The organism is Janibacter melonis, assembly GCF_020567375.1.
In the GTDB taxonomy this organism is placed as follows: domain Bacteria; phylum Actinomycetota; class Actinomycetes; order Actinomycetales; family Dermatophilaceae; genus Marihabitans; species Marihabitans melonis.
Genome location: NZ_JAJBZM010000002.1, coordinates 803,404 through 830,024, shown reverse-complemented (window position 1 = coordinate 830,024; position 26,621 = coordinate 803,404). Strand labels below are relative to the sequence as shown.

At 72.8% G+C, this 26,621-nt stretch carries 25 protein-coding genes; 9 read left to right on the top strand and 16 right to left on the bottom strand.

Features of this window, described 5'->3' with window-relative positions; translation table 11 throughout:
• Positions 1 to 18: 18 nt before the first annotated feature.
• Entirely contained in the window at positions 19 to 1,713 is a 1,695-nt protein-coding gene (locus LIV55_RS10130) for an ABC-F family ATP-binding cassette domain-containing protein (RefSeq protein ID WP_229300101.1), read from the top strand.
• 46 nt (positions 1,714 to 1,759) lie between these two features.
• Here LIV55_RS10130 and LIV55_RS10125 read toward each other — a convergent pair whose 3' ends face one another.
• Positions 1,760 to 2,104, bottom strand: coding sequence for a TraR/DksA family transcriptional regulator (locus tag LIV55_RS10125; RefSeq protein ID WP_123092709.1), 345 nt, complete (start codon positions 2,102 to 2,104; stop codon positions 1,760 to 1,762).
• A 101-nt stretch (positions 2,105 to 2,205) separates the two neighbouring features.
• On the opposite strand from LIV55_RS10125, the gene LIV55_RS10120 reads away from it, so the two are divergent.
• The 4 genes from LIV55_RS10120 (at position 2,206) to LIV55_RS10105 (ending at position 5,066) form a co-directional block, all read left to right on the top strand.
• A complete protein-coding gene (locus tag LIV55_RS10120) occupies positions 2,206 to 2,397 on the top strand; it encodes a hypothetical protein (protein WP_123092710.1) in 192 nt (63 codons plus the stop codon).
• A gap of 64 nt (positions 2,398 to 2,461) precedes the next feature.
• Complete coding sequence (locus LIV55_RS10115) at positions 2,462 to 3,241, top strand: histidine phosphatase family protein (RefSeq protein WP_229300100.1); 780 nt, start codon at positions 2,462 to 2,464, stop codon at positions 3,239 to 3,241.
• Complete coding sequence (locus LIV55_RS10110) at positions 3,234 to 4,154, top strand: NAD(P)H-hydrate dehydratase (RefSeq protein WP_229300099.1); 921 nt, start codon at positions 3,234 to 3,236, stop codon at positions 4,152 to 4,154. Before LIV55_RS10115 ends, LIV55_RS10110 begins: the two co-directional genes overlap by 8 nt.
• Positions 4,155 to 4,217: 63 nt before the next feature.
• On the top strand, positions 4,218 to 5,066 hold the full coding sequence (locus LIV55_RS10105; RefSeq protein WP_229300098.1) for a methyltransferase domain-containing protein: 849 nt from the start codon (positions 4,218 to 4,220) through the stop codon (positions 5,064 to 5,066).
• A gap of 119 nt (positions 5,067 to 5,185) precedes the next feature.
• Here the strand turns inward: LIV55_RS10105 and LIV55_RS10100 are convergent, their stop codons facing one another.
• The 9 genes from LIV55_RS10100 to LIV55_RS10060 all read right to left on the bottom strand — a co-directional run bounded on the left by LIV55_RS10100 (position 5,186) and on the right by LIV55_RS10060 (position 14,631).
• Positions 5,186 to 6,106 (bottom strand): NAD(P)H-dependent flavin oxidoreductase, encoded by a 921-nt coding sequence (locus tag LIV55_RS10100; protein ID WP_229300097.1) that lies wholly within the window; start codon positions 6,104 to 6,106, stop codon positions 5,186 to 5,188.
• Entirely contained in the window at positions 6,103 to 7,602 is a 1,500-nt protein-coding gene (locus LIV55_RS10095; protein ID WP_123092714.1) for a class I adenylate-forming enzyme family protein, read from the bottom strand. The genes LIV55_RS10100 and LIV55_RS10095 overlap by 4 nt, the downstream gene beginning before the upstream one ends.
• 43 nt (positions 7,603 to 7,645) lie before the next feature.
• On the bottom strand, positions 7,646 to 8,056 hold the full coding sequence (locus tag LIV55_RS10090) for a nuclear transport factor 2 family protein (protein ID WP_201464652.1): 411 nt from the start codon (positions 8,054 to 8,056) through the stop codon (positions 7,646 to 7,648).
• Positions 8,053 to 9,768, bottom strand: a complete 1,716-nt coding sequence (locus LIV55_RS10085) for a class I adenylate-forming enzyme family protein (protein ID WP_123092715.1) — start codon at positions 9,766 to 9,768, stop codon at positions 8,053 to 8,055. Before LIV55_RS10085 ends, LIV55_RS10090 begins: the two co-directional genes overlap by 4 nt.
• A gap of 12 nt (positions 9,769 to 9,780) precedes the next feature.
• Complete coding sequence (locus tag LIV55_RS10080; RefSeq protein ID WP_229300096.1) at positions 9,781 to 11,067, bottom strand: ABC transporter substrate-binding protein; 1,287 nt, start codon at positions 11,065 to 11,067, stop codon at positions 9,781 to 9,783.
• Between the two features lie 80 nt (positions 11,068 to 11,147).
• Complete coding sequence (locus LIV55_RS10075; protein ID WP_123092717.1) at positions 11,148 to 12,242, bottom strand: branched-chain amino acid ABC transporter permease; 1,095 nt, start codon at positions 12,240 to 12,242, stop codon at positions 11,148 to 11,150.
• On the bottom strand, positions 12,239 to 13,135 hold the full coding sequence (locus tag LIV55_RS10070; RefSeq protein ID WP_123092718.1) for a branched-chain amino acid ABC transporter permease: 897 nt from the start codon (positions 13,133 to 13,135) through the stop codon (positions 12,239 to 12,241). The genes LIV55_RS10075 and LIV55_RS10070 overlap by 4 nt, the downstream gene beginning before the upstream one ends.
• Positions 13,136 to 13,144: 9 nt before the next feature.
• A complete protein-coding gene (locus LIV55_RS10065) occupies positions 13,145 to 13,852 on the bottom strand; it encodes an ABC transporter ATP-binding protein (protein ID WP_123092719.1) in 708 nt (235 codons plus the stop codon).
• Positions 13,849 to 14,631: an ABC transporter ATP-binding protein gene (locus LIV55_RS10060; RefSeq protein WP_205473838.1), complete on the bottom strand. Its 783-nt coding sequence runs from the start codon at positions 14,629 to 14,631 to the stop codon at positions 13,849 to 13,851. Before LIV55_RS10060 ends, LIV55_RS10065 begins: the two co-directional genes overlap by 4 nt.
• A gap of 122 nt (positions 14,632 to 14,753) precedes the next feature.
• On the opposite strand from LIV55_RS10060, the gene LIV55_RS10055 reads away from it, so the two are divergent.
• Entirely contained in the window at positions 14,754 to 15,524 is a 771-nt protein-coding gene (locus tag LIV55_RS10055) for an SDR family oxidoreductase (protein ID WP_123092721.1), read from the top strand.
• Positions 15,525 to 15,526: 2 nt separating this feature from the next.
• Positions 15,527 to 17,155, top strand: a complete 1,629-nt coding sequence (locus tag LIV55_RS10050; protein WP_224766829.1) for a long-chain-fatty-acid--CoA ligase — start codon at positions 15,527 to 15,529, stop codon at positions 17,153 to 17,155.
• 63 nt (positions 17,156 to 17,218) lie between these two features.
• Here LIV55_RS10050 and LIV55_RS10045 read toward each other — a convergent pair whose 3' ends face one another.
• The 6 genes from LIV55_RS10045 to LIV55_RS10020 are packed head-to-tail and all read right to left on the bottom strand — an operon-like array spanning position 17,219 to position 24,403.
• A complete protein-coding gene (locus LIV55_RS10045; protein WP_229300095.1) occupies positions 17,219 to 17,938 on the bottom strand; it encodes a VOC family protein in 720 nt (239 codons plus the stop codon).
• Positions 17,935 to 19,497, bottom strand: coding sequence for a long-chain-fatty-acid--CoA ligase (locus LIV55_RS10040; RefSeq protein WP_229300094.1), 1,563 nt, complete (start codon positions 19,495 to 19,497; stop codon positions 17,935 to 17,937). Before LIV55_RS10040 ends, LIV55_RS10045 begins: the two co-directional genes overlap by 4 nt.
• Positions 19,498 to 19,516: 19 nt before the next feature.
• Positions 19,517 to 20,596 (bottom strand): NAD(P)H-dependent amine dehydrogenase family protein, encoded by a 1,080-nt coding sequence (locus tag LIV55_RS10035; protein WP_229300093.1) that lies wholly within the window; start codon positions 20,594 to 20,596, stop codon positions 19,517 to 19,519.
• Positions 20,593 to 21,594, bottom strand: a complete 1,002-nt coding sequence (locus LIV55_RS10030) for a winged helix-turn-helix transcriptional regulator (RefSeq protein ID WP_123092725.1) — start codon at positions 21,592 to 21,594, stop codon at positions 20,593 to 20,595. The genes LIV55_RS10035 and LIV55_RS10030 overlap by 4 nt, the downstream gene beginning before the upstream one ends.
• A 32-nt stretch (positions 21,595 to 21,626) precedes the next feature.
• Positions 21,627 to 23,144 carry a carotenoid oxygenase family protein gene (locus LIV55_RS10025; protein WP_229300092.1) on the bottom strand — a complete coding sequence of 506 codons (1,518 nt, stop codon included), beginning with the start codon at positions 23,142 to 23,144 and terminating at the stop codon, positions 21,627 to 21,629.
• A gap of 29 nt (positions 23,145 to 23,173) precedes the next feature.
• A complete protein-coding gene (locus LIV55_RS10020; protein WP_229300091.1) occupies positions 23,174 to 24,403 on the bottom strand; it encodes an acetyl-CoA acetyltransferase in 1,230 nt (409 codons plus the stop codon).
• Between the two features lie 100 nt (positions 24,404 to 24,503).
• Here LIV55_RS10020 and LIV55_RS10015 point away from each other — a divergent pair, with 100 nt between their 5' ends.
• Together LIV55_RS10015 and LIV55_RS10010 are read left to right on the top strand one after the other, a co-directional pair.
• Positions 24,504 to 25,715, top strand: coding sequence for an acetyl-CoA C-acyltransferase (locus LIV55_RS10015; protein WP_191563581.1), 1,212 nt, complete (start codon positions 24,504 to 24,506; stop codon positions 25,713 to 25,715).
• Entirely contained in the window at positions 25,712 to 26,614 is a 903-nt protein-coding gene (locus tag LIV55_RS10010; protein WP_229300090.1) for an SDR family NAD(P)-dependent oxidoreductase, read from the top strand. The genes LIV55_RS10015 and LIV55_RS10010 overlap by 4 nt, the downstream gene beginning before the upstream one ends.
• Positions 26,615 to 26,621: the final 7 nt, after the last annotated feature.

The window sequence follows — 26,621 nt, the reverse complement described above, 5'->3', positions numbered from 1 at the left end:
CGACCAGACTCCTGCCCCGTGGGACACGTCGACGTCAGCAGCATCCGGTACTCCCTGCCCGACGGCAGGCCGCTCCTCGGCGACGTGAGCCTGCGGGTGGGCGAAGGGGCGAAGGTCGCGCTCGTCGGACCGAACGGCACCGGCAAGACCACCCTGCTGCGGATCATCTCCGGCGAGCTCGACGCCCACGACGGGGCGATCACCCGCACCGGCGGGCTCGGCGTCATGGCGCAGCACGTCGGCGTCGTCGGGCGCGGCGACGACGAGCAGACGAGCGTGCGCGACCTGCTCGTCAGCGTCGCGCCGCCCGCCGTTCGTGAGGCCGCGCGGGCGATCGACGAGTCCGAGCTGGCGATGATGGAGCGCGACGACGAGCCCGCCCAGATGGCCTACGCGCAGGCGCTCGTCGACTGGGCCGACGTCGAGGGCTACGAGTGGGAGGTGATCTGGGACGTCTGCACGACGCAGGCCCTGGGGATGCCCTTCGAGCGGGCGCAGTGGCGCGACGTGTCGACCCTGTCCGGCGGCGAGCAGAAGAGGCTCGTCCTCGAGGCGCTGCTCCGCGGGCCCGACGAGGTGCTCCTGCTCGACGAGCCCGACAACTACCTCGACGTGCCCGCGAAGCGCTGGCTCGAGGAGCAGCTGCAGACCTCGCCGAAGACGGTGCTCATCGTCACCCACGACCGCGAGCTGCTCGGGCAGGTCGCGACGCGGGTCGCCACCCTCGAGCCGACCGCGTCGGGCAGCGTCGCGTGGGTGCACGCCGGCCGCTTCGCGACGTACCACCAGGCGCGTGCCGAGCGGATGGCGCGGCTCGAGGAGCTGCGGCTGCGGTGGGACGAGGAGCACGCGAAGCTCAAGGCCCTCGTGCAGATGTACAAGCAGAAGGCCGCCTACAACTCCGACATGGCTGCGCGCTACCAGGCGGCGCGCACGAGGCTGCGCCGCTTCGAGGACGAGGGTCCGCCCGAGGCGACGCCGTACGTCCAGGACGTGAAGATGCGGCTCACGGGCGGCCGGACCGCGAAGCGTGCCGTCGTCGCCGAGGGGCTCGAGCTCACCGGTCTCATGCGGCCCTTCGACCTCGAGCTCTGGTACGGCGAGCGGGTCGCGGTGCTCGGGTCGAACGGCTCGGGCAAGAGCCACTTCTTGCGGCTGCTCGCCTCGGGCGGGTCCGACCCCGACGTCGAGCACCAGCCGGTCGGTGACGTGCGCCCGGAGCCCGTCGCGCACAGCGGGGTCGTGCGGCTCGGGTCGCGGGTGCGGCCGGGGTGGTTCGCCCAGACCCACCAGCACCCCGAGCTGCTCGGGCGCACGCTGCTGGAGATCCTGCACCGCGGCGACGAGCACCGGGCGGGCATGGGCCGAGAGCAGGCGGCGCGTGCCCTCGACCGCTACGGGCTGGCGCGGGCGTCCGAGCAGACCTTCGCGTCGTTGTCCGGCGGGCAGCAGGCGCGGATGCAGATCCTCCTGCTCGAGCTGAGCGGCGCGACGATGCTCCTGCTCGACGAGCCCACCGACAACCTCGACCTGCACTCGGCCGAGGCGCTCGAGGAGGGGCTCGACCGCTTCGAGGGGACGGTGCTCGCGGTGACCCACGACCGGTGGTTCGCGCGCCGCTTCGACCGCTTCCTCGTCTTCGGCGCGGACGGCCGGGTCTACGAGTCGGACGAGCCGGTGTGGGACGAGGGGCGGGTGGCCCGCTCCCGCTGACCCGGCGAGCTGTCGGGCCGCAGGGCGAAGGGGGACCGAGCTCCCGTCAGCGGCGGGCCGAGGCGCACCGGATGCACAGCCGCGCGGTCGGCTTGGCCTCGAGCCGAGCCTCGCCGATCGGCTCGCCGCACCGCTCGCACGTGCCGTAGCCACCGCCGTCGAGACGACGCAGGGCTGCGTCGATCTCGTCGAGGTGCTCCTGCGTCTGCCGGATGAGCGAGGAGACCTGCGCCCGCTCGAAGGCGATGGTCGCCCCCTCGGGGTCGTGCTCGTCGTCGGCGTTCGAGTCGCGCGAGGCGTCGACGACCATGTCGAAGTCGCCGGTCAGCGCCGCCAGCCGGCGCCGGGCCTCGGCCTGCTCGGCGTCGAGCCGCTCTCTCGCACCGTCCATGCGGCCATGCTGCCACCGCTCACAGACAGCCCACCTCCTATCGACAGCCGACGCGCAGCCAGCAGCGACACTGTGGCTGCACCCCGACCTGAGGAGCGGCCATGAGCACGATCGAGATCCCGATGAAGCCGGACGCGGACCGCACCGTCCGCGAGCTGCTCTTCGAGCTGGGGCAGGTCGAGGAGGCCGAGCGCACGGTGCAGCCGCGGTCCACCGATCCCGCAGATCACCGCCGTCGGGCCACCCTGCGCCGCCGCGAGCGTCAGCTCGTCGCCGAGCTGCGCCGCCGCTGATCTCTCTCGCGCACCCCTCATCGGGGTGAGTCCCCGCCCCTGCCCCGGTCCCTAGGGTGGACGGATGCCACTGCAGCAGGTCATCCTCGTCCGCCACGGCCAGTCCGAGGGCAACGTCGCCGCCGAGCTCGCCCAGCGCGACGGCCTCGAGCGCATCGACGTCCCGGCCCGCGACCCCGACGTCGAGCTCTCCGCGACGGGCCGTGAGCAGGCCGCTGCGGTCGGTCGGTGGCTCGGCGAGCTCGCCGAGGCCGACCAGCCGGGGGTCGTGTGGTCCAGCCCCTACCGCCGGGCACGCCAGACCGGCGAGATCGCCCTTCGCGAGGCGGACGTCGACCTCGCCCTGCGGGTCGACGAGCGGCTGCGCGACCGCGACATGGGCATCACCGACATGCTCACCGCCGACGGGATCACCAAGAAGTACCCGGAGGAAGCCGAGCGCCGGGCCTGGATCGGCAAGTTCTACTACCGGCCGCCGGGCGGCGAGTCCTGGGCGGACGTCGCCGGGCGGGTCCGCGCCGTGCTCGCCGAGCTCGCCACGGTCGAGGGTCACGAGGTCGCCCTCGTGACGGCGCACGACGTCGTCGTGCTGCTCTTCTGCTACGTCGCCGAGGGGCTCGACGAGGAGGCCGTCCTCGAGCGGTCACGCTCGAACCCCCTTCGCAACGCCGCCATCTGTCGACTCGTGCGCGACCCCTCATCCCCCACCGGGTGGGCGGTCACCGACTACAACCTCGACGACCACCTCCGACGCGAAGGGGTCGAGGTCACCGACCAGCCCGGTGCGTCCGACGAGGTCGGCGGCGGCTCCCGCGACGAGGAGAGCGAGGACGTCGATGCCTGAGCAGATCCTCGACGAGGTCAGCGGCGGGACCCTCGCCGACCCCCGACTCGTGACACCCGACGTCCTGCGGCGGTGGCCGCTGCCCGAGCCCGCCGGCTCGAAGTACGGCCGCGGCCAGGCGGTGGTCGTCGGCGGCTCCTGCGCGACCCCCGGGGCGGTCCTCCTCGCCGGGGTCTCGGCGCTGCGGATGGGTGCCGGCAAGCTGCACCTCGGGGTGGCCGAAGGGGTGGCCCCTCACCTGGCCGTAGCCGTGCCGGAGTCCGGCGTCACCGCGCTCGCGCAGTCCGCGTCGGGCGCGGTGACCGGCACCGGCGCCGGGGCGGCTCTCGAGCGCGAGACCGGCCGGGCCGACGCCGTGCTCGTCGGGCCCGGTCTCGACGACCCCGAGGGATCGGCCCGGCTCGTCGCCGAGGTCGTGCCGACCCTCGCCCCGGACGCCCCCGTGCTCCTGGACGCCTTCGGGCTCACGGTCCTGCCCGACCTTGACGACGACGTCCTGGGCTCCCTTCGTGGGCGTCTCGTCGCGACCCCCAACCCCGGCGAGCTCGCCCACCTCCTCGACCGCGACGAGGTCGAGGACGACGACGTGGCCGAGGCGACCGTCGAGGCCGCGCGGCGCTACGACGCCGTCGTCGGCTGCGGTGACTGGGTTGCCTCCGCCGACGGCGCTTTGTGGCGGATGACGACCGGCGACACCGGTCTGGCGACCTCCGGCAGCGGTGACGTCTGCGCGGGTGCCGCGCTCGGGCTGCTCAGCCGAGGCGCCGGCCTCGTGCAGGCGCTGGTCTGGGCGAAGTCGGTCCACGCCGCGGCCGGCGACACCCTCGCCATGCGGCTGGGCCGGGTGGGCTACCTGGCCGGCGAGATCCCCTCCGAGCTACCTCTCGTGCTGCGCACCCTGCGGGGCGACTGACGACCTCTGGTCCCGCTGGCCACGTCCGTTGACGACGCCGGGCCCGCGGAGGATCGTCGACGCATGACGAGCGACGCGGGCTACCCGCGCACGACCCGGAGGGCCTTCCAGGAGTCCCGGGCGGGCGAGCTCAGCGAGGACGACGTCGCCACCCTCGTGCGGGTGCTCGACCTGCAGGAGCTCTCCCCCGCCGTCCAGCGGCTGCGCGACTGGACCCTCGACCGGCTCGAGCTCGCCGACGGCGAGAGCGCGGTCGACGTCGGCTGCGGCACCGGCAGCGAGGTGCGCCGGATGGCGCTGCGGGTCGGCGACAGCGGACGGGCGACCGGTGTCGACACCAACCCGCGCCTGCTCGAGGTGGCCGCCGACCGCACGCCGTCGCACTCGAGCGCGCGGTGGTCGCTCGCGTCGGCGAGCGACCTCCCCTTCGCCGACGGCAGCGTCGACGCCGTGCGCTGCGAGCGGGTCTTCCAGCACCTGGAGGACCCGCAGGCGGCGGCCGACGAGATCGCGCGTGTCCTGCGGCCGGGTGGCCGCGCCGTGGTCGTCGACTCCGACTGGGGCACCTTCGTCACGGTCACCGACGAGCCCGAGATCATGCGCCGGGTGCAGGAGTGGGGGTGGCGCACGCAGTGGCCGAACCCCTTCGCCGGTCGTCACCTCCGTGCGCAGCTGCGCACCGCAGGGCTCGAGGTCGACGACGACATCGGCTCCTCGGCCCTCGTGCTGCCGCCGGAGGCGCTCCTCGGCGGCGGTCCGCTCGGTCGCACCGTCGAGAGCGCGCAGGACGACGGGGTGATCACCGCCGACGAGGCCGCCCGCCTCGTCTCCGGGGTCGAGGCGAGCGCGCAGCGGGGCGACGCCTTCGTCGCCGTGACGATGTTGGCCGTCATGGGCCGTCGACCGGGCTGACAGCGGACCTGGGGGCTCTCCCCCCCCCGTCGGCAGACCTGACGGCGATGTCTGCACCTGGCACGGGGCATGTCGCGTGCCAGGTGCACGGATCGACGTCAGGCCGCCGCTGCGGCCGCTCAGACCCGGGCGGCGAGCCGGGCGACCGCCTGGCGGTACTCCCGCTCGAGCTGGGCGACGACCTGCGCGGCCGGCTCGACGTCGGTGACGGCGCCGATGCCCTGGCCCGCGGCCCAGATGTCCTTCCACCGCGACGCCGGGGCCTGGGTCGCGTCGTAGCGTCGCCCGCCATCGTGCACGAGGTGGTCCGGGTCGAGACCGTGCGCGACGAGGCTCGGGCGCAGCCACGACGCCGGCGTGCCGGTCACCCCGTCGCTGACGACGAGGTCGTCGAGACCGTGGTCGACGACCATCTGCTTGTAGTCGGGCACGGCCATGCTCTCGCGGGTCGCGAGGAAGCGGGTGCCCATCGAGACGAGATCGGCCCCCGCGGCGACCGCCCCGGCCACGCCCGCGCCGTCGGCGATGCCCCCGCCGACGACGACGAGGCCGTCGAAGGACTGGCGCACCGCCGAGACGAAGGCGAAGGGGGACAGCGAGCCCGTGTGCCCGCCCGCACCGGCCGAGACACACGCCAGCCCGTCGACCCCGGCCGCGACGGCCTTGCGCGCCAGGCCCATCGAGACGACGTCGGCGACGACCGTGCCGCCGTAGGCGTGCACCGTATCGACGACCGGGGCGGGCGAGCCGAGAGCGGTGATGACGACGGGCGGCCGGTGCTGCGCCACGAGGCGCAGGTCGTCGGGCAGCCGGGCGTTGGTGCGATGGGTGACGAGGTTGAGCGCCCACGGCTGGTCGTCGAGAGCGTCGCCGATCGTGCCCATCCAGCGGTCCAGCTCGTCGAGGGTGCGGCAGTTCGGGGCGGGGAAGGCGCCGAGCGCGCCGGCCCGGCTCGTCGCGACGACGAGCTCGGGCCCGGACACGAGGAACATCGGCGCGGCCACGACGGGCACGCGCAGCCGGTCCATCCAGGCGGTCACCGGGCGCCCTCGAGCTGCTGGCGCAGGACGTCCTTGCGCACCTTGAGGCTCGCGTTTCGAGGCAGGGCGTCGACGACCTCGACCCGCGTGGGCTTCTTGTAGCCCGCCAGGCGGGCTCGGACGAAGACGTCGAGAGCCTGCAGGTCGACCTCGGCCCCTGGCGCCGCGACGACCGCGGCGACGACGGTCTCGCCCCACCGCTCGTCCGGCATCCCGAGCACCGCGACGTCCACGACGCCGTCGGCCTGGGCGAGCACCCGCTCGACCTCGGCGGGGTAGACGTTCATCCCGCCCGTGACGATCATGTCCTTCGCCCGGCCCCGGACGTAGAGGTAGCCGGCCTCGTCGAGGCTGCCGAGATCACCGGTGCGCAGCCGCCCGTCGGGCATCGCCTCGGCCGTCTGCTCGGGGTCGTCGAGGTACCCGGCGAAGAGCGTCTCGCTGCTCACGACGACCTCGCCCACCTCGCCCGGCCCGAGCTCGGTGCCGTCGGGCCCGAGGACGCAGACCTCGGCGATCGGCACGGGACGACCGGCAGAGGCGAAGGGGTCGTCGGCCGCCGTCCCGGGGCGCCAGTCGTCGGGCACCGTCGCGGTGACGGGTGCGCCGGTCTCGGTCATGCCGTACGTCTCGACGTACCGGTGGCCGATGGCGTCGACGAGATCGGCCGTCGCCTCACGGGCCGCGAGCGAGCCCGAGTGGAGGACGCCGTCGAGGTGCTCGAGGACCTCGGGCCGGCGCCGGACCTCGTCGGCGAAGGCGCCCATGAGCGGGGTCGGCACGTAGGTGAATCCGGTGCGCTCGCGCACCATCCGCTCGACCCACGCGTCGGGGGCCAGACCGGCCATCCACGAGATCTGCCCGCCGACGTAGAGGTGGGGCAGGACGACCCCCCAGATGCCGGCGGCGAAGGCGAGGGTCCCGGTGAAGCCGCAGCGGCTCCCCCAGCGCAGCCCGTCGTGCGCCGGCATGTGCCGGATGATCCGGGCGAGCCCCTGGTGGGTGTGGACGACCCCCTTCGGCCGGCCGGTCGTGCCGCTCGTGAAGCCGACGACCCCCGCGCTCGACGGGTCGACGAGGACCTGCGGCGCCCGGGCGGTCGACGGCACGCGCGCCGCCTCCTCGAGGTCAAGGTCGTGACCGCCGCCCCAGCCGAGGAGCTGCGCGCCGCCCCCGGTGACGACGTCACGCAGGCGGTCGGCCTGCTCCGGCGTGCACACGACGGCTCGAGGTCGCGCCTGGTCGAGGACCTCGCCGACCTCGGCGACCTGGAGGCGGTCGTTGACCTGCACCGCGGTGGCGCCCGTGAGCCCCACCGCGAGGTAGGCCTCGACGGCGTCCGCGCCGGCGTCCACGACGAGGGCGACCCTGTCCCCATCGCCGATCCCCGAGCCCGCCATCGCGTGCGCGAGGCGCGAGACCCGGGCCACCGACTCGGAGTGCGTGCGCACCGCGTCGGCGGTGCGGAAGGCCGCGCGGTCTGCGGAGCGCGCCATCGACGCGAGGACGGGTGACGCCCAGGTGGGTACCTTCGTCGGCTCAGTGGGCAAAGTCGGCCGCCATCCCCATGCCCGCGAGCAGGGTCGGGCGGTCGTAGTACTCGAGCCACTGCGTGACCCGGCCGTCCTCCATCGCGAGGACCCCGACGACCGGCACCTCGCCGTGGTGCCCGCCGAAGTCGAAGTCGTCGACCCGCTCGGCGAAGACCCGGCCGTCGATGACGCCGAGCGCGCGCACCCGCAGCTCGAGGCGCTCGCACCGGCTGCCGAGCACCGCCATGCGCTCGGTGAGCGCCTCCCGGCCGACGACCGGCTCCTGCATGACGCTGTGGAGCACGCCGTCCTCGGCGAAGAGGTCGACCACCCGCGCCCAGTCCATCTGCTCCCAGGCGGCGAACATCTCCTTCGCCAGGGCGATCTTGTCGTCGTCCGTCATCGTCTTCGTGGTCATGACTGCACCTTCCGCAGCTCGCGCTTGAGGATCTTGCCGACGGGGTTGCGGGGCAGCTCGTCCATGACGACGAGACGCTCCGGCAGCTTGTAGGACGCGATGCGGCGGCCCTTGAGATAGGTGACGAGGTCGTCGAGGGTCATCTGCGCACCGGGGCGCAGGGTGACGACGGCGGCGACCCGCTCGCCGAGCAGCTCGTCGGGGTCGCCTATGACCGCGACGTCGACGACGTCCGGGTGATCGCCGATGAGGCCCTCGAGCTCGGCGGGCGCGATGTTCATCCCACCGCGGATGACGAGGTCCTTCGCCCGGTCGAGGTAGTGCAGGAACTGGCCCTGGTCGCCCGCGATCTCGAAGAGGTCACCGGTGCGCAGGTAGCCGTGCTCGTCGAAGGGGTCGGCCCGGCCCTCCGGGTCGAGATACCCGGCGAAGACCGTCGGGCCGCCGATCCGCAGCTCACCGGGGACGCCGGGCTCGGTGATCTCCTCGCCCGCCGCGTCGACGAGCCGGACCTGCACCCACTGCGAGACGCGCGAGGACCACGTGACGCCCGGGGCGCCGTACCGCGGGAAGTACTGCGCCCGCTCGTCGGGGTCGGGGAAGTCCTCGACGCTCGAGAGCAGGCCGATCCCCTCGTTCGACCCGAAGAAGTTGATGACCCCGATGCCGAAGCGCTCCTGCCAGCCCCGCACCATCGCCGGCTGGAGGGGCACCGAGCCCGAGCCGAGCCGGGTGAGGCTCGAGAGGTCGGCGCGGGCGAGCAGCTCCTCGTTCGTCAGGAGCATCCACAGCAGCGCCGGCGGGGCGACGGTGTAGGTCACCCGCTCCGTCGCGATCTGCGCCAGGAAGGTCGGCAGGTCGAAGGGGTGGTGCTGGACGAGGAGGCAGCCCGTGCGCAGCCACGGCAGGAACATGCCGTTGATCCCGGCCATGTTGACCATCGGGAAGGGGTTGAGGAGCACGTCCTCGGCGACGACCCGCGGCGCGTCGACGGTGGCCCAGCTGATCGCCAGCCACTCGAGGTGGGCGCGGGGCACCCCCTTCGGCTCGCTCTCGGTGCCGGAGGTCCAGCACACGGTGAGGCAGTCGTTCGCGTCGTTGGGGTCGGCAGCGCGGCGCGCCTCGACCCGCGCCCGCTGCTCAGCAGTCGCCGGACCGGGGGTCCAGGCGAGGGCCTGCGGCGGCAGGTCCGCGTGCTCGCAGGCGTCGCCGAGGGCGACGACCGCGCCGAGCCCGGGCACCTGGTCGCGCAGGTCGAGGATCTCCGCTGCGGGCGCCCGTCCGCCGAAGCGGGCGCACGTGACGACCGCGGCGAAGCGCGCCTGGTTGGCCATGCCGACGATCTCGTTCTCGCGGTACTGCATCGGCAGCGGCGACATCACGACGCCGATGGACCACGCCGCGAGGTAGACCTCGACGAGCTCGATGGTGTTCGGCAGCTGGACGCCGAGGACGTCACCGCGCTGCAGGCCGAGCTCGTCGAGGCGCGCCGCGAGCGCGACCACCTCGTCCTCCAGCTCGGCCCAGGTGAGGCGCCGCGGCGCCGACCCGACCAGTCCTTCTCGGTTGGCCGGGTCGACGACCGCGGGCTCGGGGCCCCGATCGGCGACCTGACGGGCGAAGAGCTGGTCGACGGTCTCGTCGGACCACCACCCCTTCGCCTGGTACTCCGCGACCTTCTCGGCCGGGTGCAGTCCTCGCGCGATCGCCATCGGGTCCCCCTCTTACTTGTCGTACTCGTCGGAGATGTCGATGACCTCGCCGGCGGGCTCGAAGGACTTCGCCTTGGCGTCCCAGGTGTAGGGCTTGAAGGCGAGGATCCCGTAGGACTGGGTCGGGGACATCTGGAACGTGATGCCGTCGATGAACATCGGCGGCTGGTAGTCCTGGGTGCGGGCGGCCTGCATGATCGACAGGCGCGAGAGACCCTCGTCGGACTCGGCCGCGCGCTTGAAGTTGTCGATCATCAGGTCGGCGATGGCCCAGCCGTTGACGGTGTAGCTGTTGTCGGGCGAGTCCGCGCCGTTGGCCTCCGCCTGCTCGCGGTACTCGGTGACGGCGTCGTCGTCGGCGAACTCGTCGCTCGCCGGGTCCTTGAGCCAGCGCAGGATCTGCTGGCCGTCGGCGGCGTCACCGGCGGGTGCGTAGAGCGTCGCGCCGTCGGCGCAGTTCGAGGGCTGGATGAAGGTCTTGGGCTTCCAGCCGACACGCCCGACCGCCTGGGTCAGCGAGAGGCAGTCGGTCGTCACGCCGGCGTCGACGAGGATCGGCGCGTCCGTGGCCTTGAGCGCCGAGGCCGCCGTGCGCGGGTCCGTGAGCGGCTCCTCGGCGGCGATCGTGAAGTCCGTGCCCTCGATCGCGTTCTTGAAGCCGTCGGCGTAGCCCTTGCCGGACTCGGTCTGGTTGGCGGCGAGCGCCACCTCGGCGCCGTCCGGGTACTCCTTCTTCAGGCCCTCGACGACCGTCTTCATCTCGACGTCGGCCGACGGCAGGTACTCGGTCGTCCACGGGAAGTTCTCGATGTCCCGGTAGGCCGGGACGCTCGCCTGGGCGAAGAGGACCGGGACGCACTGGTCGTTCTGGTCGTCGGCGATCGCGTCGAGCTGCCCGGAGCCGAAGGTGTCGATGACGTGCACCTTCTCCTTCTGGATGAGCTCGCCGACGTTGGCCTTGGCCCGCTCGGGGTTGAAGGCGTCGTCCTTGACGACGACCTTGAGCTGGACGCCGCCGATGCCGCCGGCCTCGTTCTCGACCGCGAACCGGGCCTCCATACCCTCGATGACGTTGCCGACCGCATCGGCGAGCGGCCCCGAGGTGGCCGCCGTCCAGCCGACCTTGAGCTCGCCGGTGATCTCGGCCGTCACGGCCTCGGGGTCGGCGCAGTCGTCGGCGCTGATGACGCCGGAGGCGCTGCCGCCGTCGGAGCCCGATGTCTCGGTGTCGGCGCCGCAGGCAGCCAGTGCCAGGACGGGGACCGCCATGGCCGACACGACAGGGATGAGTCGCTTCATGGGTTGTTCCTTCTTCAGAGGGTGTCGATGTCCAGACACAGGGCTGCTCGAGGTGATCGGTGCGAAGGGGGCGGGCGAGGTCAGGAGGGTGGCGAGGACCTCCTCGTCACGTCGGGGTGGTCGGCGGGCAGGATCGTGAGGACCCGGCGCAGCCAGATCGTGGCGCGGCCGACGATGCCCTCGGGCATGAGGAAGACGATCGCGATGAGCACGACGCCGAAGACGACGCCCGACAGCGGGCCGGTGGAGAAGGACCCGGTGAGCTGGGGCAGGAAGACGACGGCGAAGGCTCCGACGAGCGGGCCGGCGGTCGTCGCGACCCCGCCGAGGACGAGACCGGTGATGAGCTCGATGGACTTGAGCAGGGTGAAGGACCCGTCCGGCGACAGCGCGCCGACGTACTGCGCGAAGAGCGCGCCGGCGAGCGCGGTGATCGCCCCGGAGACCCCGAAGACGAGGATCTTCGTGCGGGCGACGTCGACGCCGTTGGCCGCCGCCGCGATCTCGTTGTCGCGCACGGCCTGCATGGCCAGCCCGAAGCGGCTGCGCACGATCGAGCGTGCGAGCACCATGACGACGACGAGGACGAGGGCGGAGAGCCAGAACATCCACAGCCCGCGCTCGGCGCGAACGAGGCCCGTCCACTCCGGCGGCGCGAGGAAGCGCGAGCGGATGACGAGCCCGGCCGCGCCGCCGGTGAGGTCCTCGGCGCGGCGCACGATCTCGGGGAAGGACACGCCGACGGCGAGGGTGACGAGGGCCAGGTAGAGCCCCTTGATCCGCAGGGAGGGCAGGCCGACCGCGAGCCCGACGGCGAAGCCGAGGACGATCGCGACCGGCACGGTGGCCAGCGGGGCCAGCTCGTAGCGGGTGACGAGGATGCCCGTCGTGTAGGCCCCGAGACCGAAGAAGGCCGAGTGCCCGATGGAGAGCAGGCCCGTGTACCCGGTGACGAGGTTGAGCCCGGCGATCGCGATGGCGATGACGAAGACGTTCGTCATCTGCCCGACCCGGAAGGGCGCGAGGTTGGCCGCCCACACGAGGAAGAGGACGGCGAGCACGACGAGCACCGCGCGCATGAGCCAGTGCTGCCGCGAGCCGTGGACGACGACGATGCCGCGTCGGGCCGCAGGGGGTGCCTGACGAGTGGGTGCGGACTCCTGCAGGACGGTCATACCCTCACCAGCTTCTTGGTCCCGAACAGGCCGTTCGGCTTGACGAAAAGGATCGCGACGATGACGAGCAGCGCCGAGGTCTGCTGCAGGGAGCCCCCGATGAAGGAGACGTAGCCGGTGAGCATCGCCTCGAGGACGCCGATGACGAGCCCACCGACGACCGCCCCGCCGAGGCTGTCGAGCCCGCCGAAGAGGGCGGCGGCCGAGGCGGCGATGAAGATCGTGAACATCGTCGTCAGGCTCAGCTGCTGCGGTGCCAGCGGTGTCACGAGCACACCGGCCAGGGCGCCGATCGCCCCGGACAGGCCCCACCCGATGGCGAGGATGCGGCTGGTCCGCACGCCCGCGAGGGTGGCCGAGGTGGCGTTGTCGGCGACCGCCCGCATGTGCAGCCCGAGCTTGGTGAAGCGGAAGAGCAGCGTCATGAGGAGCATGAGGAGGAGCAGCGCGCCCCACACGCCGAGCGCGTCGAAGTACAGCCGCGCCCCGCCGACGGAGACGTAGTCGTCGAGACCGTTGGGGAAGGGGCTCGGCATGACCTTCGTCTCGCTGCCCCACAGCAGGCCGGCGAGGGAGTTGAAGCCGGTGAAGAGCCCGAGCGCGACGATGAGGACGGCCATGTCGTTGCGCCGCTGGACCGGCCGGATGAGGAAGCGCTCGACCGCCGCGCCGATGACGAAGCCGAGGGCGAGCGAGGCCGCGATGGCGACCCAGATGCCGACGCCCTCGGTGGTGAGCCACCAGGCGACGAAGGTGGTGAAGAGCGCCAGCTCGCCCTGGGCGAAGTTCAGGGTGCCGGTGCCGCGGAAGACGACGACCAGCGCCAGCGCGAGCAGCGCGTAGATCGAGCCGTTCGTCAGCCCGGAGATGAGGCGTTCGAGGAAGAGTTCCATGCGGGGCTCCTAGTACCCGAGGTAGACGCTGCGCACGGCGTCGTCGGCTCGGAAGGTCTCGGGGGTGCCGGTCGCCGCGATGGTGCCGACGTCGAGCAGGTAGACGCGGTCGGCGAGGTCCATCGCCAGCTCGGCGTTCTGCTCGACGACGAGCAGCGCCGTGCCGTCGGTGCGGTTGATCTCGGCGAGGGTCGCGAAGAGCTCCTGGACGACGATGGGCGCCAGCCCGAGGCTCGGCTCGTCGCACAGCAGCAGCCGCGGGCGGCTCATGAGCGCGCGGGCGACGGCGAGCATCTGCTGCTCCCCGCCCGACAGCGAGCCGGCGAGCTGGTGGGAACGCCGCCCGAGGACCGGGAAGACCTCGCACCACCGGCGGATGTCGCTCGCGACCTCGGCGGAGTCCTTGCGCAGCGCCGCTCCGACCCGCAGGTTGTCGACGACCGAGAGCTGGCCGAGGGTGCCGCGACCCTGGGGCACGAGGCTGATGCCGCTGCCGACGACCTGCTCGGGGCGTCGCCCGAGCGGCCGGCCGTCGAGCTCGACGGTGCCCCGGCGGGCGATGAGCCCGCTGATCGCGTGCATCGTCGTCGTCTTGCCCGCGCCGTTGGCGCCGAGCATGACGACGACCTCTCCGGCGTCGACCTCGAGCGAGATCCCGTGCAGCACCTCGCTCGGCCCGTAGCCGGCGTAGAGGTCTGTGACTGTCAGCAGGCTCATGCGGCGGGCCGTCCCAGGTAGGCCTCGACGACCGCGGGGTTGTCCCGCACCTCGGCCGGGCTGCCCTCGAAGATCGTCTTGCCGAAGTCGAGCGCGACGACGTGGTCGCTGATGCCGAGGACGAGCCCCATGTGGTGCTCGACGAGCAGGGCGGCGAAGCCGAGCTCGTCGCGCAGCGCGACGACGAGCTCGCCGAGCTCCTTGACCTCGCTGTGGGTCAGCCCGCCCGCGGGCTCGTCGAGGAGCAGCAGCTCCGGCTCCGACATGAGCGCCCGGGCCAGCTCGACCCGCTTGAGGGTGCCGAAGGGGAGCCCGTGCGCCGGTCGGGAGGCGACCTCGAGGAGCTCGAGCCGCTCGACGAGGTGCCAGGCCCGCTCCCGCAGCTCGCTGCGGCTGCGGCGCACGCTCGTGCCGCCGACCATCGCGTTGTCGAAGACCGTCATCGCGTCGAAGAGCGCGAGGTTCTGGAAGGTCCGGGCGATCCCGCCCTGGGCCAGCCGGTGCGCCCGGCGGGCGAGGAGGTCCTCGCCCTTCCAGGTGATGGCACCGTCGGTCGGCTCGTAGATGCGGGTGATGCAGTTGAAGAGCGTGGTCTTGCCGGCGCCGTTCGGACCGATGAGTCCGACGATCTGACCGGGCTGGACGTCGAAGCTCACGTCGTCCAGGGCACGGATGCCGCCGAACTGGATCGAGACCCCGCGCAACGACAGACCAGACCCGGACACCCTGTCGGGCATCGTCCCCGGCGCCGTTGCCGGGGGGTTCTCGCTCAGTGCCATGACTGCCTTCCTCGTGACACTTCATTTATCAGTGTGATAGTGATTACTACAGTAACCAGAGTGAGACGTCAACCATCACGATGGCGGCACGGACCGACCGGACAGCTGTGGAGAGGACACGCATGAGCACCTTGCGAGGAGCCCGCGTCGAGGACGCGACGGTCGTCGTGACCGGCGCCAACAGAGGCATCGGGCTGGCCTTCGTCACCGAGGCCCTGGAGCGCGGTGCGCGGAAGGTCTACGCCGGCGTGCGGGACCCCCAGGACGTCACGCCCGAGCTCGCCGCCACGGCGGCCGAGGTCATCCCCTTCGAGGTCACCGACCCAGAGCACGTGGCCGCGGCCGCCGCCCGGTGCGGCGACGCCACGGTGCTCGTCAACAACGCCGGGCTCCACGCCCAGGACCGTCTCGTCAAGTGCGCCGACCCCGACGCCGCACGCCGAGAGATGGAGGTCAACTACTTCGCGCCGCTCGCCGCGACCCGGGCCTTCGCGCCGGTCATCGCCGCCAACGGCGGCGGGTCGATCGTCAACGTCCTGTCGGTCGCGGCCATCGCGCCGACCGCCTTCATGGGCGGCTACTCCCCCTCGAAGGCTGCCGCCCTGTACCTGGGGGGCATCGCCCGCGCCGAGCTCGAGCCGGACGGCATCACCGTGACCTCCCTCGTCGTCGGCTCGGTCGACACCCGGATGGCGGCGCACGTCGACGGTCACAAGGAGGACCCTCGCGACATCGCGGCCGCCGGTCTCGACGCGATGCAGCGCGGGGTGTGGACGGCCGACACCGACCGCATGGCCGTCGAGTCGCGCGCACGTCTCGCGCTCGACCCCGTGCGCTACGAGCGGGGCCTGGGCAAGCTGCTCTTCGTCGAGTCGCTGAGCACGAAGGCCTGACGATGAGCGTCGAGCACGTCGCCCCGTACATGGCGCCGACACCGGACTCCTACCGCGACCCCCACTACGCCCTCCACGCCGACGGCACGCGGGTCGAGCGGGTCGAGGACATCCTGCGGCGGCGCGCTGCCGCCACCCCGGACCTGCCCGCCGTCCTCGAGCCGGGCCGCACGACGACCTTCGCCGAGCTCGACGCCATGGCGAGCCGGGTCGCGCAGAGCCTCATCGCCGACGGCGTGCGCCCGGGCGACCGGGTCACCTACGTCGGCGAGAACGCGCCGTCCTTCCTCGCGGTGCTCTACGGCGCCTCGAAGATGGGGGCGATCCCGACGGCGCTCAACTTCCGCCTCGCGGTCCCAGAGGTCGAGTACGTGCTGGCGCACAGCAGCCCGGCGGTCGTCGTGCTCGGTCGCGACCAGGAGCGCCTCGCGCAGGTCGCCGCCGCGCAGCCGTCCGTGCGCCGTGTCGTCACCCCCGAGGCGACGGAGTGCTCCACGGGGTACGACGAGTGGACGTGGGACGCGCCGAGCGACGACCCCGGGTACGCGCGGGACCCGCAGGACACCGCGCTGATGTTCTACTCCTCCGGCACGACCGGCCGGCCGAAGGGGATCGAGCTCACCGGGGCCAACCTCGGCCAGGCGATCGCCGCGATGCACTACGTCATGGAGCTCGACACCGACTGCGTCGCGCTGGCGCCGGTGCCCTTCTTCCACGTCTCGGGCTTCGGGCTGGCCATCGTCGCCAACGTCAACGGCGCGGCCCTGCTGCTGCGCAACCCGACCTCGCCGATGGACCTCTTCCGCATCCTCCAGGAGCACGACGTCACCCACGCGGTGGCGGTGCCGACCGTCATCCAGATGCTCCTGCAGGTGCCGGAGGTGCGCGAGGCCGACTGGTCGACGTTGCGCTACCTCGTCTACGGCGCCTCGCCGATGCCCGAGCCGGTGCTGCGGGACGCGACCGAGGTCTTCGGGTGCAAGTTCCTCCAGTCCTACGGGCTCACCGAGTCGACGGGCGGCGTGACGATGCTGTCGCCAGAAGACCACCGGCCGACCCCGGAGACGGCCCACCGCCTGCGCTCCGTCGGCCGCCCGATGCCGGGCGTGCCGGTCCGCGTCGTCGACCCCGTGACCCTGGAGGACCTCCCCTTCGGCGAGCGCGGCGAGGTCCTCATCGGTGGCGGTCACGTCATGAAGGGCTACTGGGAGGCACCGGAGGCGACCGCCGCCGCGGTCATGCCCGACGGCTGGCTGCGCACCGGCGACGGCGGGTCCATGGACGCCGACGGCTACCTCTACCTGCACGACCGGCTCAAGGACATGATCGTCTCGGGCGGGGAGAACGTGTACCCGGCCGAGGTCGAGAGCGTCCTCACCGGGCACCCCGGGGTGGCGCAGGTCGCCGTCATCGGCGTGCCGTCGCAGCGGTGGGGCGAGTCTCCGATGGCGGTCGTCGTGCGCGCCGCGGGGGCCGAGGGCGAGGCGCTCACCGAGACCGGTCTGGTCACCTGGGCCCGCGAGCGCATGGCGCACTTCAAGTGCCCGGTCTCCGTGGCCTTCGTCGACGCCCTCCCGCTCAACGCGAGCGGCAAGCTGCTCAAGACCGAGCTGCGCTCCCGCTTCGCCTGACGACGCGACGGCGGGCCCCCCTTCGTCTCGGCGAAGGGGGGCCCGCTCACGTCGTGCGCGCGGTCAGACGAGGCGGAGCTCGACCCCGCTGACGACGAGGGTGCGCTCGGGCGGCGTCACGCCGTCGACGCACCGCAGGTCGACCGCGCTGAGCATCCGGCGCTCGCCGCGCACGAAGCGCACCGTGCGCGAGCCCAGCTCGATGCTCGGCACCTCGCCGTCGGCCACCTCGCACCCGAGCACCCCGGCCCACAGCCGCGCCTGGGCCTTGGGGTCGCCGGACTGCACCTCGACGGCGAGGACGTCGTCGACGACGGGCGCCTCGGGCTCGGCGGTCTCGATGTCGTCCCAGAACCACTGCTCCGGCTGCGGGATCTCGTCGAGCTCGACGAGCAGACCCATGTCGCCCGGGTGCAGCTGGACGATGCGCCGCTCGTAGGCGACGAGGTCGGCGACGACGCGCACGCCGAGTCGCTCGGCGTTCGCGACGAGGACGCCAGCGTCGGGCACCTGGATCGACAGCGCGTACCCGCCGCCTCCCCCGCCCTTGGTGATCCAGCCGTTGATCGACGCCGTCGGGGTCAGCGGGGCGACGACCTCGAGGTGCGCCTCGGGGCCGACCCGCAAGGTCTCGTCAGCCAGCCCGATGTCCTCGAGCAGCGGGTCGGCGAAGCCGACGGGGAGACCGAGCGCCTCCCGCAGCTGCGTCGAGGTGCTCTCGAGGTCCCGCGCCCCGATCACCACCTGACGGATCGTGGCCCAGCCCTGCTCCTGCGTGGTCATCCGATGCTCCTGTCGTGTCCGGCCCAGTAGGGCTTGCGCAGCTCGCGCTTGAGCACCTTCCCGGAGGGGTTGCGGGGAAGGGCGTCGACGACGCTCACGGCGGTCGGGCACTTGTAGTGCGCGAGCCGCTCGCGCGTGAAGCCGATGAGCCCGGCCTCGTCGACGGTGGTGCCCGGCTTGGCGACGACGACCGCGACGGGGGTCTCGCCCCATCGCTTGCTGGGGACGCCGATGACGGCGACCTCCTGCACGTCGGGGTGCGCCATGATCGCGTTCTCGACCTCGGCCGGGTAGATGTTCTCGCCGCCGGACATCAGCAGGTCCTTGATCCGGTCCTTGAGGAAGAGGTAGCCCTCGTCGTCGAGGTAGCCCGCGTCACCGGTGCGGAACCAGCCGCCGGGCCAGAAGGCGTCAGCGGTGGCGGTCGGGTTGCGCCAGTACGACCTCGTGACGCCGGGGCCGCGGGTGACGACCTCGCCGACCTCGCCGACGGGGCAGTCCTCGCCGGTCGCCGGGTCGACGACCGCGACCTCGAGGCCCGGGACGGCCCGACCCGCCGAGCGCAGCTTGCTCTGGGGTCCCACGCGGTGGTCGTCGGGCCGCAGGATCGTCGTGACGCCGATCGTCTCCGTGAGCCCGTAGCTCTGCGAGAGCTGGGCGCCGAAGGTCTCCTGCGCGCCGATCATCACCGTCTCCGAGATCGGCGAGCCTCCGTAGACGAGGTGCTCGACGCTGGAGTAGTCGGCCTGCGACGCCTCGGGGCTCGTGATGAAGAGCTGCATGACGGTCGGGACCATGATGACGTGGGTGGCGCGGTGGCCGACCATGAGGCCGAGCATGTTCTGCGGGGTGACCTCGGTGAGCTGGATGATCCGCCCGCCCGCGGCGAGCGCGATGAGCGACCAGCCGCCGGCGGCGATGTGGTAGTACGGCGTGGGCACGAGCGAGACGCTGTCCTGCGAGACGTCGAACTGCGCGCTGAAGGCGCCGACCGCCCAGAGCATCCCGTCGACCGTCGTCGTCACCCCCTTCGGCCGTCCCGTCGTGCCGCTGGAGTACATGAGCGAGAGCAGGTCGTCGCCGCGTGCGTCGCGGCACGGGTCCTGCGCGGGCTGCTCGGCGAGCCACTCCTCGTAGGCCGTCCAGCCCGGGGGCACGACGAGCTCGGCGTCGCCCTGGGCGAAGACGAGCCGGTGACCGGCGTAGTCGTCCGGCACGAGCTCGCACAGGTGCGTCTCGACGAGGAGGGCCGCCGGCTCGGAGTCGGCGAGGATCCCGGCGATCTCCTCGCCGGCGAGGCGGAAGTTCATCGGGACGATCGCGGCGCCGGCCTTCGTGGCCCCGAAGAAGAGCTCCCAGAACTCGGTCGCGTTGCGGGCGAGGTAGGCGACCCGGTCGCCGCTGCCCAGGCCGTGGGCGACGAGGCCCGAGGCCAGGCGGTCGGTGCGCTCCGCGAGCTCGCCGTAGGTGACCGGTCGCCCTTCGCCGACGATCGCGGGACGGTCGGGGTGGGCCGTGCTGCTGCGGCGGAGCAGGTCCGCGACGGTGCGTGCTGCCATGGCGAGTCCTTCGGGTGGTCTAGCGGGCGGACAGGTCGATCGCGCCGGCGCCGCGCGCCGGGGTGAGGGCGGGACGGACGGTGACGCCGGGGGCCGCGGCGACGACGTGCGGGATTGCGTTGATGACCTGCCCCGCGACGGCGTACTGCTCGGCACCCATCCGGCTGCGGTCGTCGGGGTGCTTCTCGAGGTCGATCGACATCCGCAGCCCGGGGTGGCCCGTGACGTGCACCCGCCACAGCGGCGGGTCGGGGGCGTCGAGGTGCGCCGTCTCGACGAACCAGTGGATCGACATCGTCAGCCGACGGCGGCCGCCGACGACCCCGTGCCACCGCCACCTCGTGTGACCGACGGTGCCGGCGCGCACGGTGCCGGCGTGGAGGTCGAGGTCGGTGAGCGCGGGGTGGCAGGCGTGGTCGGTCTCGACCCGCTCGAGCTCGAGACCGAGGTGGTGGGCCATCGCGGCGAGGACCTCCTCGTACATCCCGTTGAGCGCCCCGGCGGGGCCCCACGAGGGATCGTTCGGGTCCACGGCGTCCATCTCGGCGCCGAAGCCGAGGGTGTCGAAGAGGTAGCGCGGGTCGCGCAGCTCGCGGGCGTCCGCGGACTCGACGACCTCGACGTGCTCGAGCGAGGCGCACACGCCGGTCGCCATGACGGCGACCTGCTCGGCGACGAAGCCCGGGTTGAGCCCGACGCCCATGACGCTCGCTCCCCCGGTCTCGCCGGCGCGCTGGAGGCGCTCGAGCCGCTCGCCGGGGCGGGCGTGGGGGTCGGTGTAGCCGTTGATGCTCAGGACGTTCGCGCCGGACTCGAGGAGGCGCACGACGTCGTCGTCGTGGCTGCCGTAGGCGCCGATCCGGGCGGCGTGCACGACGACGTCGGGGCGAAGGGCGAGGACCTCCTCGACGTCGTCGGTGGCCAGGACGCCCGTGGCCGGGCGGCCCGCGATGTCGCCCACGTCGCGGCCGACCTTCGAGGAGCCGTAGACGTAGGCGCCGACGACCTCGGTGCTCGGGTGGTCGAGCATCGTGCGCAGGGCGGCCTTGCCCATCGCGCCGGTGGCCCACTGCACGACGCGGTAGGGACGCTCGGTCATCGGCTCTCCTCGTCGGGCGTGGTGGCTGCGGTGCCGGCGGGGACGATCGAGATGTCGGCCGCGGCGAGCGGCTCGCCGCAGCGGTCGCACGCGAAGAAGGGGACGTAGTCCTGCCCGCACGTGCGGTGGGTCTGGAGCAGCGCCGGGCCCTCGGGGGCGTGGAACCACTGCTCGGCCCAGTGCAGGCTCGTGGCGACCACGGGGAAGAAGGCGCGGCCCTTCTCGGTGAGCCGGTACTGCACCCAGTCGGCGCGGCCGAGGCTCTCGACCGGCTCGAGGACGCCGATGGCGACGAAGGCCTTGAGCCGCTCGGCGACGAGGGTCGGCGGGGCGCCGAGGGCGCTCTCGAACTCGTGGAAGCGCGACAGCCCGCGGAAGGCGGCACCGAGGAGCGCGGAGGACCAGCGGTTGCCGAAGATCGTCATCGTGTCGGGGAAGAGACCCGACTGGCCGCCGACGGCCTCGGCGTCCGAGCGCCGACGGGTGGCGGCCTCGGGCACCGATCGCGGCCAGCTGCCGCTCGGGCCCCACTCGGCCTCGATCTCGCGGGCCGCGACCGGCCGGCCGCAGGAGCGGCAGCCGAGCACCGGCGCGAAGTCCGCGTCGCACGTGTCGTGGTGCATGCTCGGCAGGCGCTCGGCGTGGTCGGGCACCCAGTGCCGCTCCCACTCCCAGATCGCGAGGAGCACGGGCCACAACGACCGGGTCCGCGGCGTCGGCCGGTACTCCGCCCGGACCGGCTTGTCCTGGTAGACGTGCCGCTCGAGCATCCCCTCGCGCGTGAGCATCGCCAGGCGCGAGGTGAGGGTCGAGTTCGAGATCGGCAGCGCGTCCATGAGCTGGCCGTAGCGCCGGATCCCGCGCAGCGACTGCTGGACGATGAGGAGGGTCCACTCGTCGCCGAGCAGGCCGAGCATCCGCCCGACGGCGTTCGGGCCGTCGGTCTCGAGGCGCGTCGGCTGGTCCGGCAGGACCGCCGGCTCCTGGGTCTTCGTCATCTGCCGCTACGGCCTCTCCGCGACCGGGGCGCTCACAGGTGCACCGCGTCCGCGGCGGTGTCGGCCGTGTGCCAGCGGCGCAGCTCCGAGCCCGCGGCCCACGTCGAGTGGGTGCCCGAGGAGATGCGCTCGGGGAGCTTGAGCTTGCAGACCGGGCCGTCTCCCACGCGCGCGGCGTCGAGGACGAGCGCGTAGGAGGCGTCGGCGTTCATGTCGGTGAGCAGGGTGATGAGGTAGCCGTCGTCCTCGGCGGTCGCGCCGACGCGCGGGGCCATGGCGGTCTCGCTGCCGTAGACGCCGTCGCCGAAGGAGATCCGCTCCTCGCCCCCGGTGTGCAGGTCGTGCTTGACGAGGCCGTCGAAGAGGAACCAGGAGGGCTTGCCGGTGGCCGCGTACGCGTACCGGTAGGCCCCGCCCGTGTAGCTGCCGTTCATCATCCCGAACTCGGTGATGCTGTCGCTCAGCTGCTCCTCGCGCACCGCCCCGGTGACGAGGTTGAGCCGCCACCGGTGCAGGCGCGACTGCATGCGGTCGAGGGCGAGGAAGCGGAAGGCGCGCTGCCACTTGTCGCCCATGCCGTTGTCGGCCGGCTCGGGGTCGCCCTGGAAGAAGCCGTCGAGGACGATCTCGTCGCCCTCCTCGTAGGCGTTGACGAAGTGCAGGACGTAGGTGGACTCGGCCTCGAACCACCGGATGTCCGAGGTCTGGCCGCGGCGCGGGATGACGGCGAAGCGCGAGGGCATGTCGCGGTGCCACCTCGCGATGTGCGCGTCCTTCTTCAGCGCCTCGGGGTCCCAGAAGAGCGGGAAGTCGTTGAGGATCGCGTAGTTCTCGGTGAAGGCCATGTCGTGCGGCAGGCGCGGGCCCGGCAGCGGGATGTCGACGTAGTGGGCGAGGTCGTTCTTCTCGTCGACGACGCCGTAGTGCATGTACGGCGCGTCCTTGCTGTAGTTGAAGAAGAGCATCTCGCCGGTGCGGTCGTCGATCTTCGGGTGCGCGGAGACGCCCCACTGGACGGGGAAGTCACCGTTGAAGTCCTCCTTGCCGCGGGTCTGCGCGGAGAAGGGGTCGACCCGGTAGAGGTCGCCGCACTGGTAGAAGCTCGTGAGGGCCGTGCCGCGGTGGACGACGACGTCGGTGCTCGACGCGTCCTTCATCCGGGTCCGCGCGCCCCAGCCGTCCTCGCGCAGGGCGATCCGCGGGGGCTCGGCGAGACCGGCCCACAGGGCCTGACCGGCCTCCTGCTCGGCGACGAAGCCGTCGGTGCGGATGAAGCGGTTGCGGTAGAAGGCCTTGCCGTCGCGGAAGCCGACGACGTGGATCATGCCGTCGCCGTCGAAGGGGTGGTAGTTCTTCATCGACGGGTGGACGGGGTTCTCGGTGTTGCGCAGGTAGACGCCGTCGAGGTCGGCGGGGATCTCGCCCTCGACGACCTCGAGGTCGTCGGCCACCCACTCGGAGGTCTGCGGCCGCCACGGGCCGGTCCGGTAGGGGTGGTCGTCGTCCTCGGGGAGGGTCGACAGGATGCGGCCGACGACGTCGACGTCCATGGGGGTCCCTTCTTCCTGCTCTGGTGTGCTCAGCGCTCGGTGGTGGCGACGACGAGGCTGACGGTGGTGGCGGTGCTGCCGCCGAAGTTCAGCGTGGCGAAGGTGCGCGCGCCCTCGACCTGGTAGGCGCCGGCGGTGCCGGAGACCTGCTTGCCCGCGTCGAGCAGCATCCGCACGCCGCTCGCGCCGACCGGGTGACCGCCGCCGATGAGACCGCCCGAGGGGTTGATCGGCAGGCGCCCGCCGATCTCGATCTCGCCGTTCTCGATCGCCTTCCACGACTCGCCCGGACCGGTGAGCCCGATGTGGTCGATGGCGACGTACTCGCTGGGGGTGAAGCAGTCGTGGGTCTCCAGGCCGTCGAGGTCGTCGAGCCCGATGCGGGCGCGGTCGAAGGCGGCGTGGACCGTCTCGCGCAGGTGCGGGAGGAGGTAGGGGCTGTCGGCGGCGCGGTCGATCTTGTCCTGCAGCCCCAGGCCGACGGTGCGGTGACCCCAGCCGGTGAGCTGGGCGATCGGCCGGGCGCTCGGGTGGCGCTCGAGCCAGCGGTCGGTGACGAGGACGACGCCGGCCCCGCCGTCGGTGACCTGGCTGCAGTCGAAGCGGCGGATGCGGCCGTCGACGACGGGGTTCGTCTCGTCGTCGGACCCCGCACCCTCGACGAGGTCGGGCACCTCCCAGCCGCGCGTCTGCGCGAGCGGGTTGAGCCGGGCGTTGGCGAAGTTCGTCTGGGCGATCGCCCGCAGGTGCACCTCGTCGATGCCATAGCGCGCGTCGTACTCGTCGGCGACCCGGCTGAACATGTGCGGCCACATGAAGCGGGCGTCCTGGCCCTCGTGGCCGGTCCAGGCCGCGGCGCCGAGGTGCCCGGCCGCAGTGTCGCCGGGCACGGTCTTCTCGAGCTCGACCCCGATGACGAGGGCGGCGTCGTGGTCGCCGGTGCGCAGGTCCGCGACGGCGGCGAGGACGGCGATGCTGCCCGAGGCGCATGCCGCCTCGTGGCGTGAGGAGGGCAGGCCCCACAGGTCGGGGCGCACGCTCGCCGGCATCGCGCCGAGCTGGCCCTGGTGGGCGAAGAGCTGCCCGAAGGCGTTGCCGACGTGCACGACGCCGATGTCGCCCCCGTCGACCTTCGCCGCCTCGAGCGTGTGGTCGACGACCTCCTTGGTGAGGTCGGCGAAGTCGTGCCCCTCGCGGGTGAGGTTGCGCGAGAAGTCGCTCTGATACCCCCCGAGGACCCAGATGGTCGTGGCGCTCATCGCACTCCCTTCGTGCAGCCGACATCGGCCGCAGGACTTGTCATCTCCGTCGCACCGTACTACAACTACCAGAGTAACTCCATCGGCTGAAGAGGACCTCATGAGCGACGCTCTCGTGCTCGACTACGTCAGGACACCGCGCGGCAAGGCCTCGCCACGGGGCTCGCTGCACGAGCACACACCCGTCGATCTCGTCGTGCACCTGCAGCGCGCGCTCGTCGAGCGCACCGGCCTCGACCCCGCCCTCGTCGACGACGTCGCGATCGGCTGCGCGGGCCAGGTCGACGAGCAGGGCGCGAACCTCGCCCGGACGGCGACCCTCCTCGCCGGCTGGGGAGACGACGTGCCCGGTGTCACCCTCAACCGCTTCTGCGCCTCCGGCGTCGACGCCGTCGGCCAGACCGCGGCGCGGGTGCGCGGCGGCGACCTCGGCCTCGCGGTCGCGGGCGGCGTCGAGAGCGTCTCGCGCGTGCCGATGTTCACCGACCGCGGGCCGCTGTGGAGCGACCCGGCGACGATCCGCCAGATCGGCTCGGTGCACATGGGGATCGCGGCCGACCTCAACGCCACCCTCGACGGCTTCACCCGCGAGGAGCTCGACGCGTACGCCGTCGAGACGCACGCGAAGGCCGCCCGGGCGACCCAGGACGGGGCCTTCGCCCGCTCGCTCGTGCCGGTGCCGCACGCGGACGGCTCGCCGGGAGCCGCCCATGACGAGCTCGTGCGACCAGGCACCTCCCTCGACGCCCTGGCCGCGCTGCCGCCCGCCTTCGCCCGGCTCGGGGCCGACGGCCAGGACGCGATCGCGCTCGGCGCCTACGACGGCGTCGACCACATCGACCACCTGCACACGGTCGGCACGTCTCCGCAGATGGCCGACGCCGCGGCCCTGCTGCTCCTCGGCGACGAGGCCGCTGCGGCCCGGACCGGGCTGCGCCCTCGCGCCCGCGTCCTCGCGGCCGCGTCGACGTCGGTCAACCCGGTCGTCATGCTCACCGCCGGGCAGAGCGCGGTCGAGCAGGTCATCGCCCGCGCCGGGCTCACGCCGGACGACATCGACGTCTTCGAGTTCGCCGAGGCCTTCGCCGCCCTGTGCCTGCGCTTCCGGCGCGACCTGGGTGTCGGACCGGAGCGGATGAACCCCAACGGCGGGACGATGGCGATGGGTCACGCCTTCGGGGCGACCGGGGCGATCCTCGTCGGCTCGTGCGTCGAGGAGCTCGAGCGGCGGGACGGGCGCTACGGCGTCGCTGCCGTGAGCGGCGCCGCCGGCCTCGGGGTGGCGGTCCTCGTCGAACGGCTCGCGGGATGAGCGCCGCGGAGCGCCCGCTCGAGGGGCAGGTGGCCGTGGTCACCGGCGGGGGCAAGGGCCTCGGCCGGGCCTTCGCCCGGCACCTGGCCGACCTCGGCGCGGCTGTCGTCGTCAACAACCGCAACCGGCAGGTCGACGCGCAGGGCCGGGGGCCCGCCGACCACGTGACGAGCGAGATCCTCGCCGCGGGCGGCAGGGCGGTGGCCCACCACGGCGACGTCGCCGATCCCGAGACGGGGACGTCGCTCGTCCAGCTCGCGCTCGAGCACTTCGGGCGGCTCGACATCTGCGTGACGAGCGCCGCGGTGAGCATGCCGCAGATGCTGCACAAGACCTCGGCCGAGCACTTCCGCACGGTCATGGAGGTCAACGTCACCGGCACGGCGCTCGTCATCGCGCCGGCGCTGGCCCACATGCGCGCCGCCGGCCACGGCCGGCTGGTGCTCGTCGCGTCGACCGCCGGCCTGCACGGCGAGCCGACGGTCTCCGCCTACGCCGCGAGCAAGGGCGCGGTCATCGCGCTCGGCCGCACCGCCGCCGCGGAGGGCGCGCCCAAGGGCGTGCTCACCAACGTCCTGCTCCCCTACGCCACCACCCAGATGACCGAGCAGGGCATGGATCCCCGGCACGCCGACCGGATGCGCTCCGAGCTCGTCGCACCGGTGGTCGGCGCCCTCGCCGACCCCCGCTGCACCCTCAACGGGCAGGTCGTCGTCGCGGCCGGCTCGGGCATCCGTCTGGCCGAGTCGGTCGAAGGGGGCACGGTGCGCCTCCAGGACGCGGCCCGGCTCGACCCCTTCGTGCTCTCGGACCTCCTCGACCGCAGCCGGGCGGGCGAGCGCCACACCTACTCCGACGCGCAGGCCGCCTTCCAGAGCCTCGCCGCCGATCTCGCCTGACCACCTC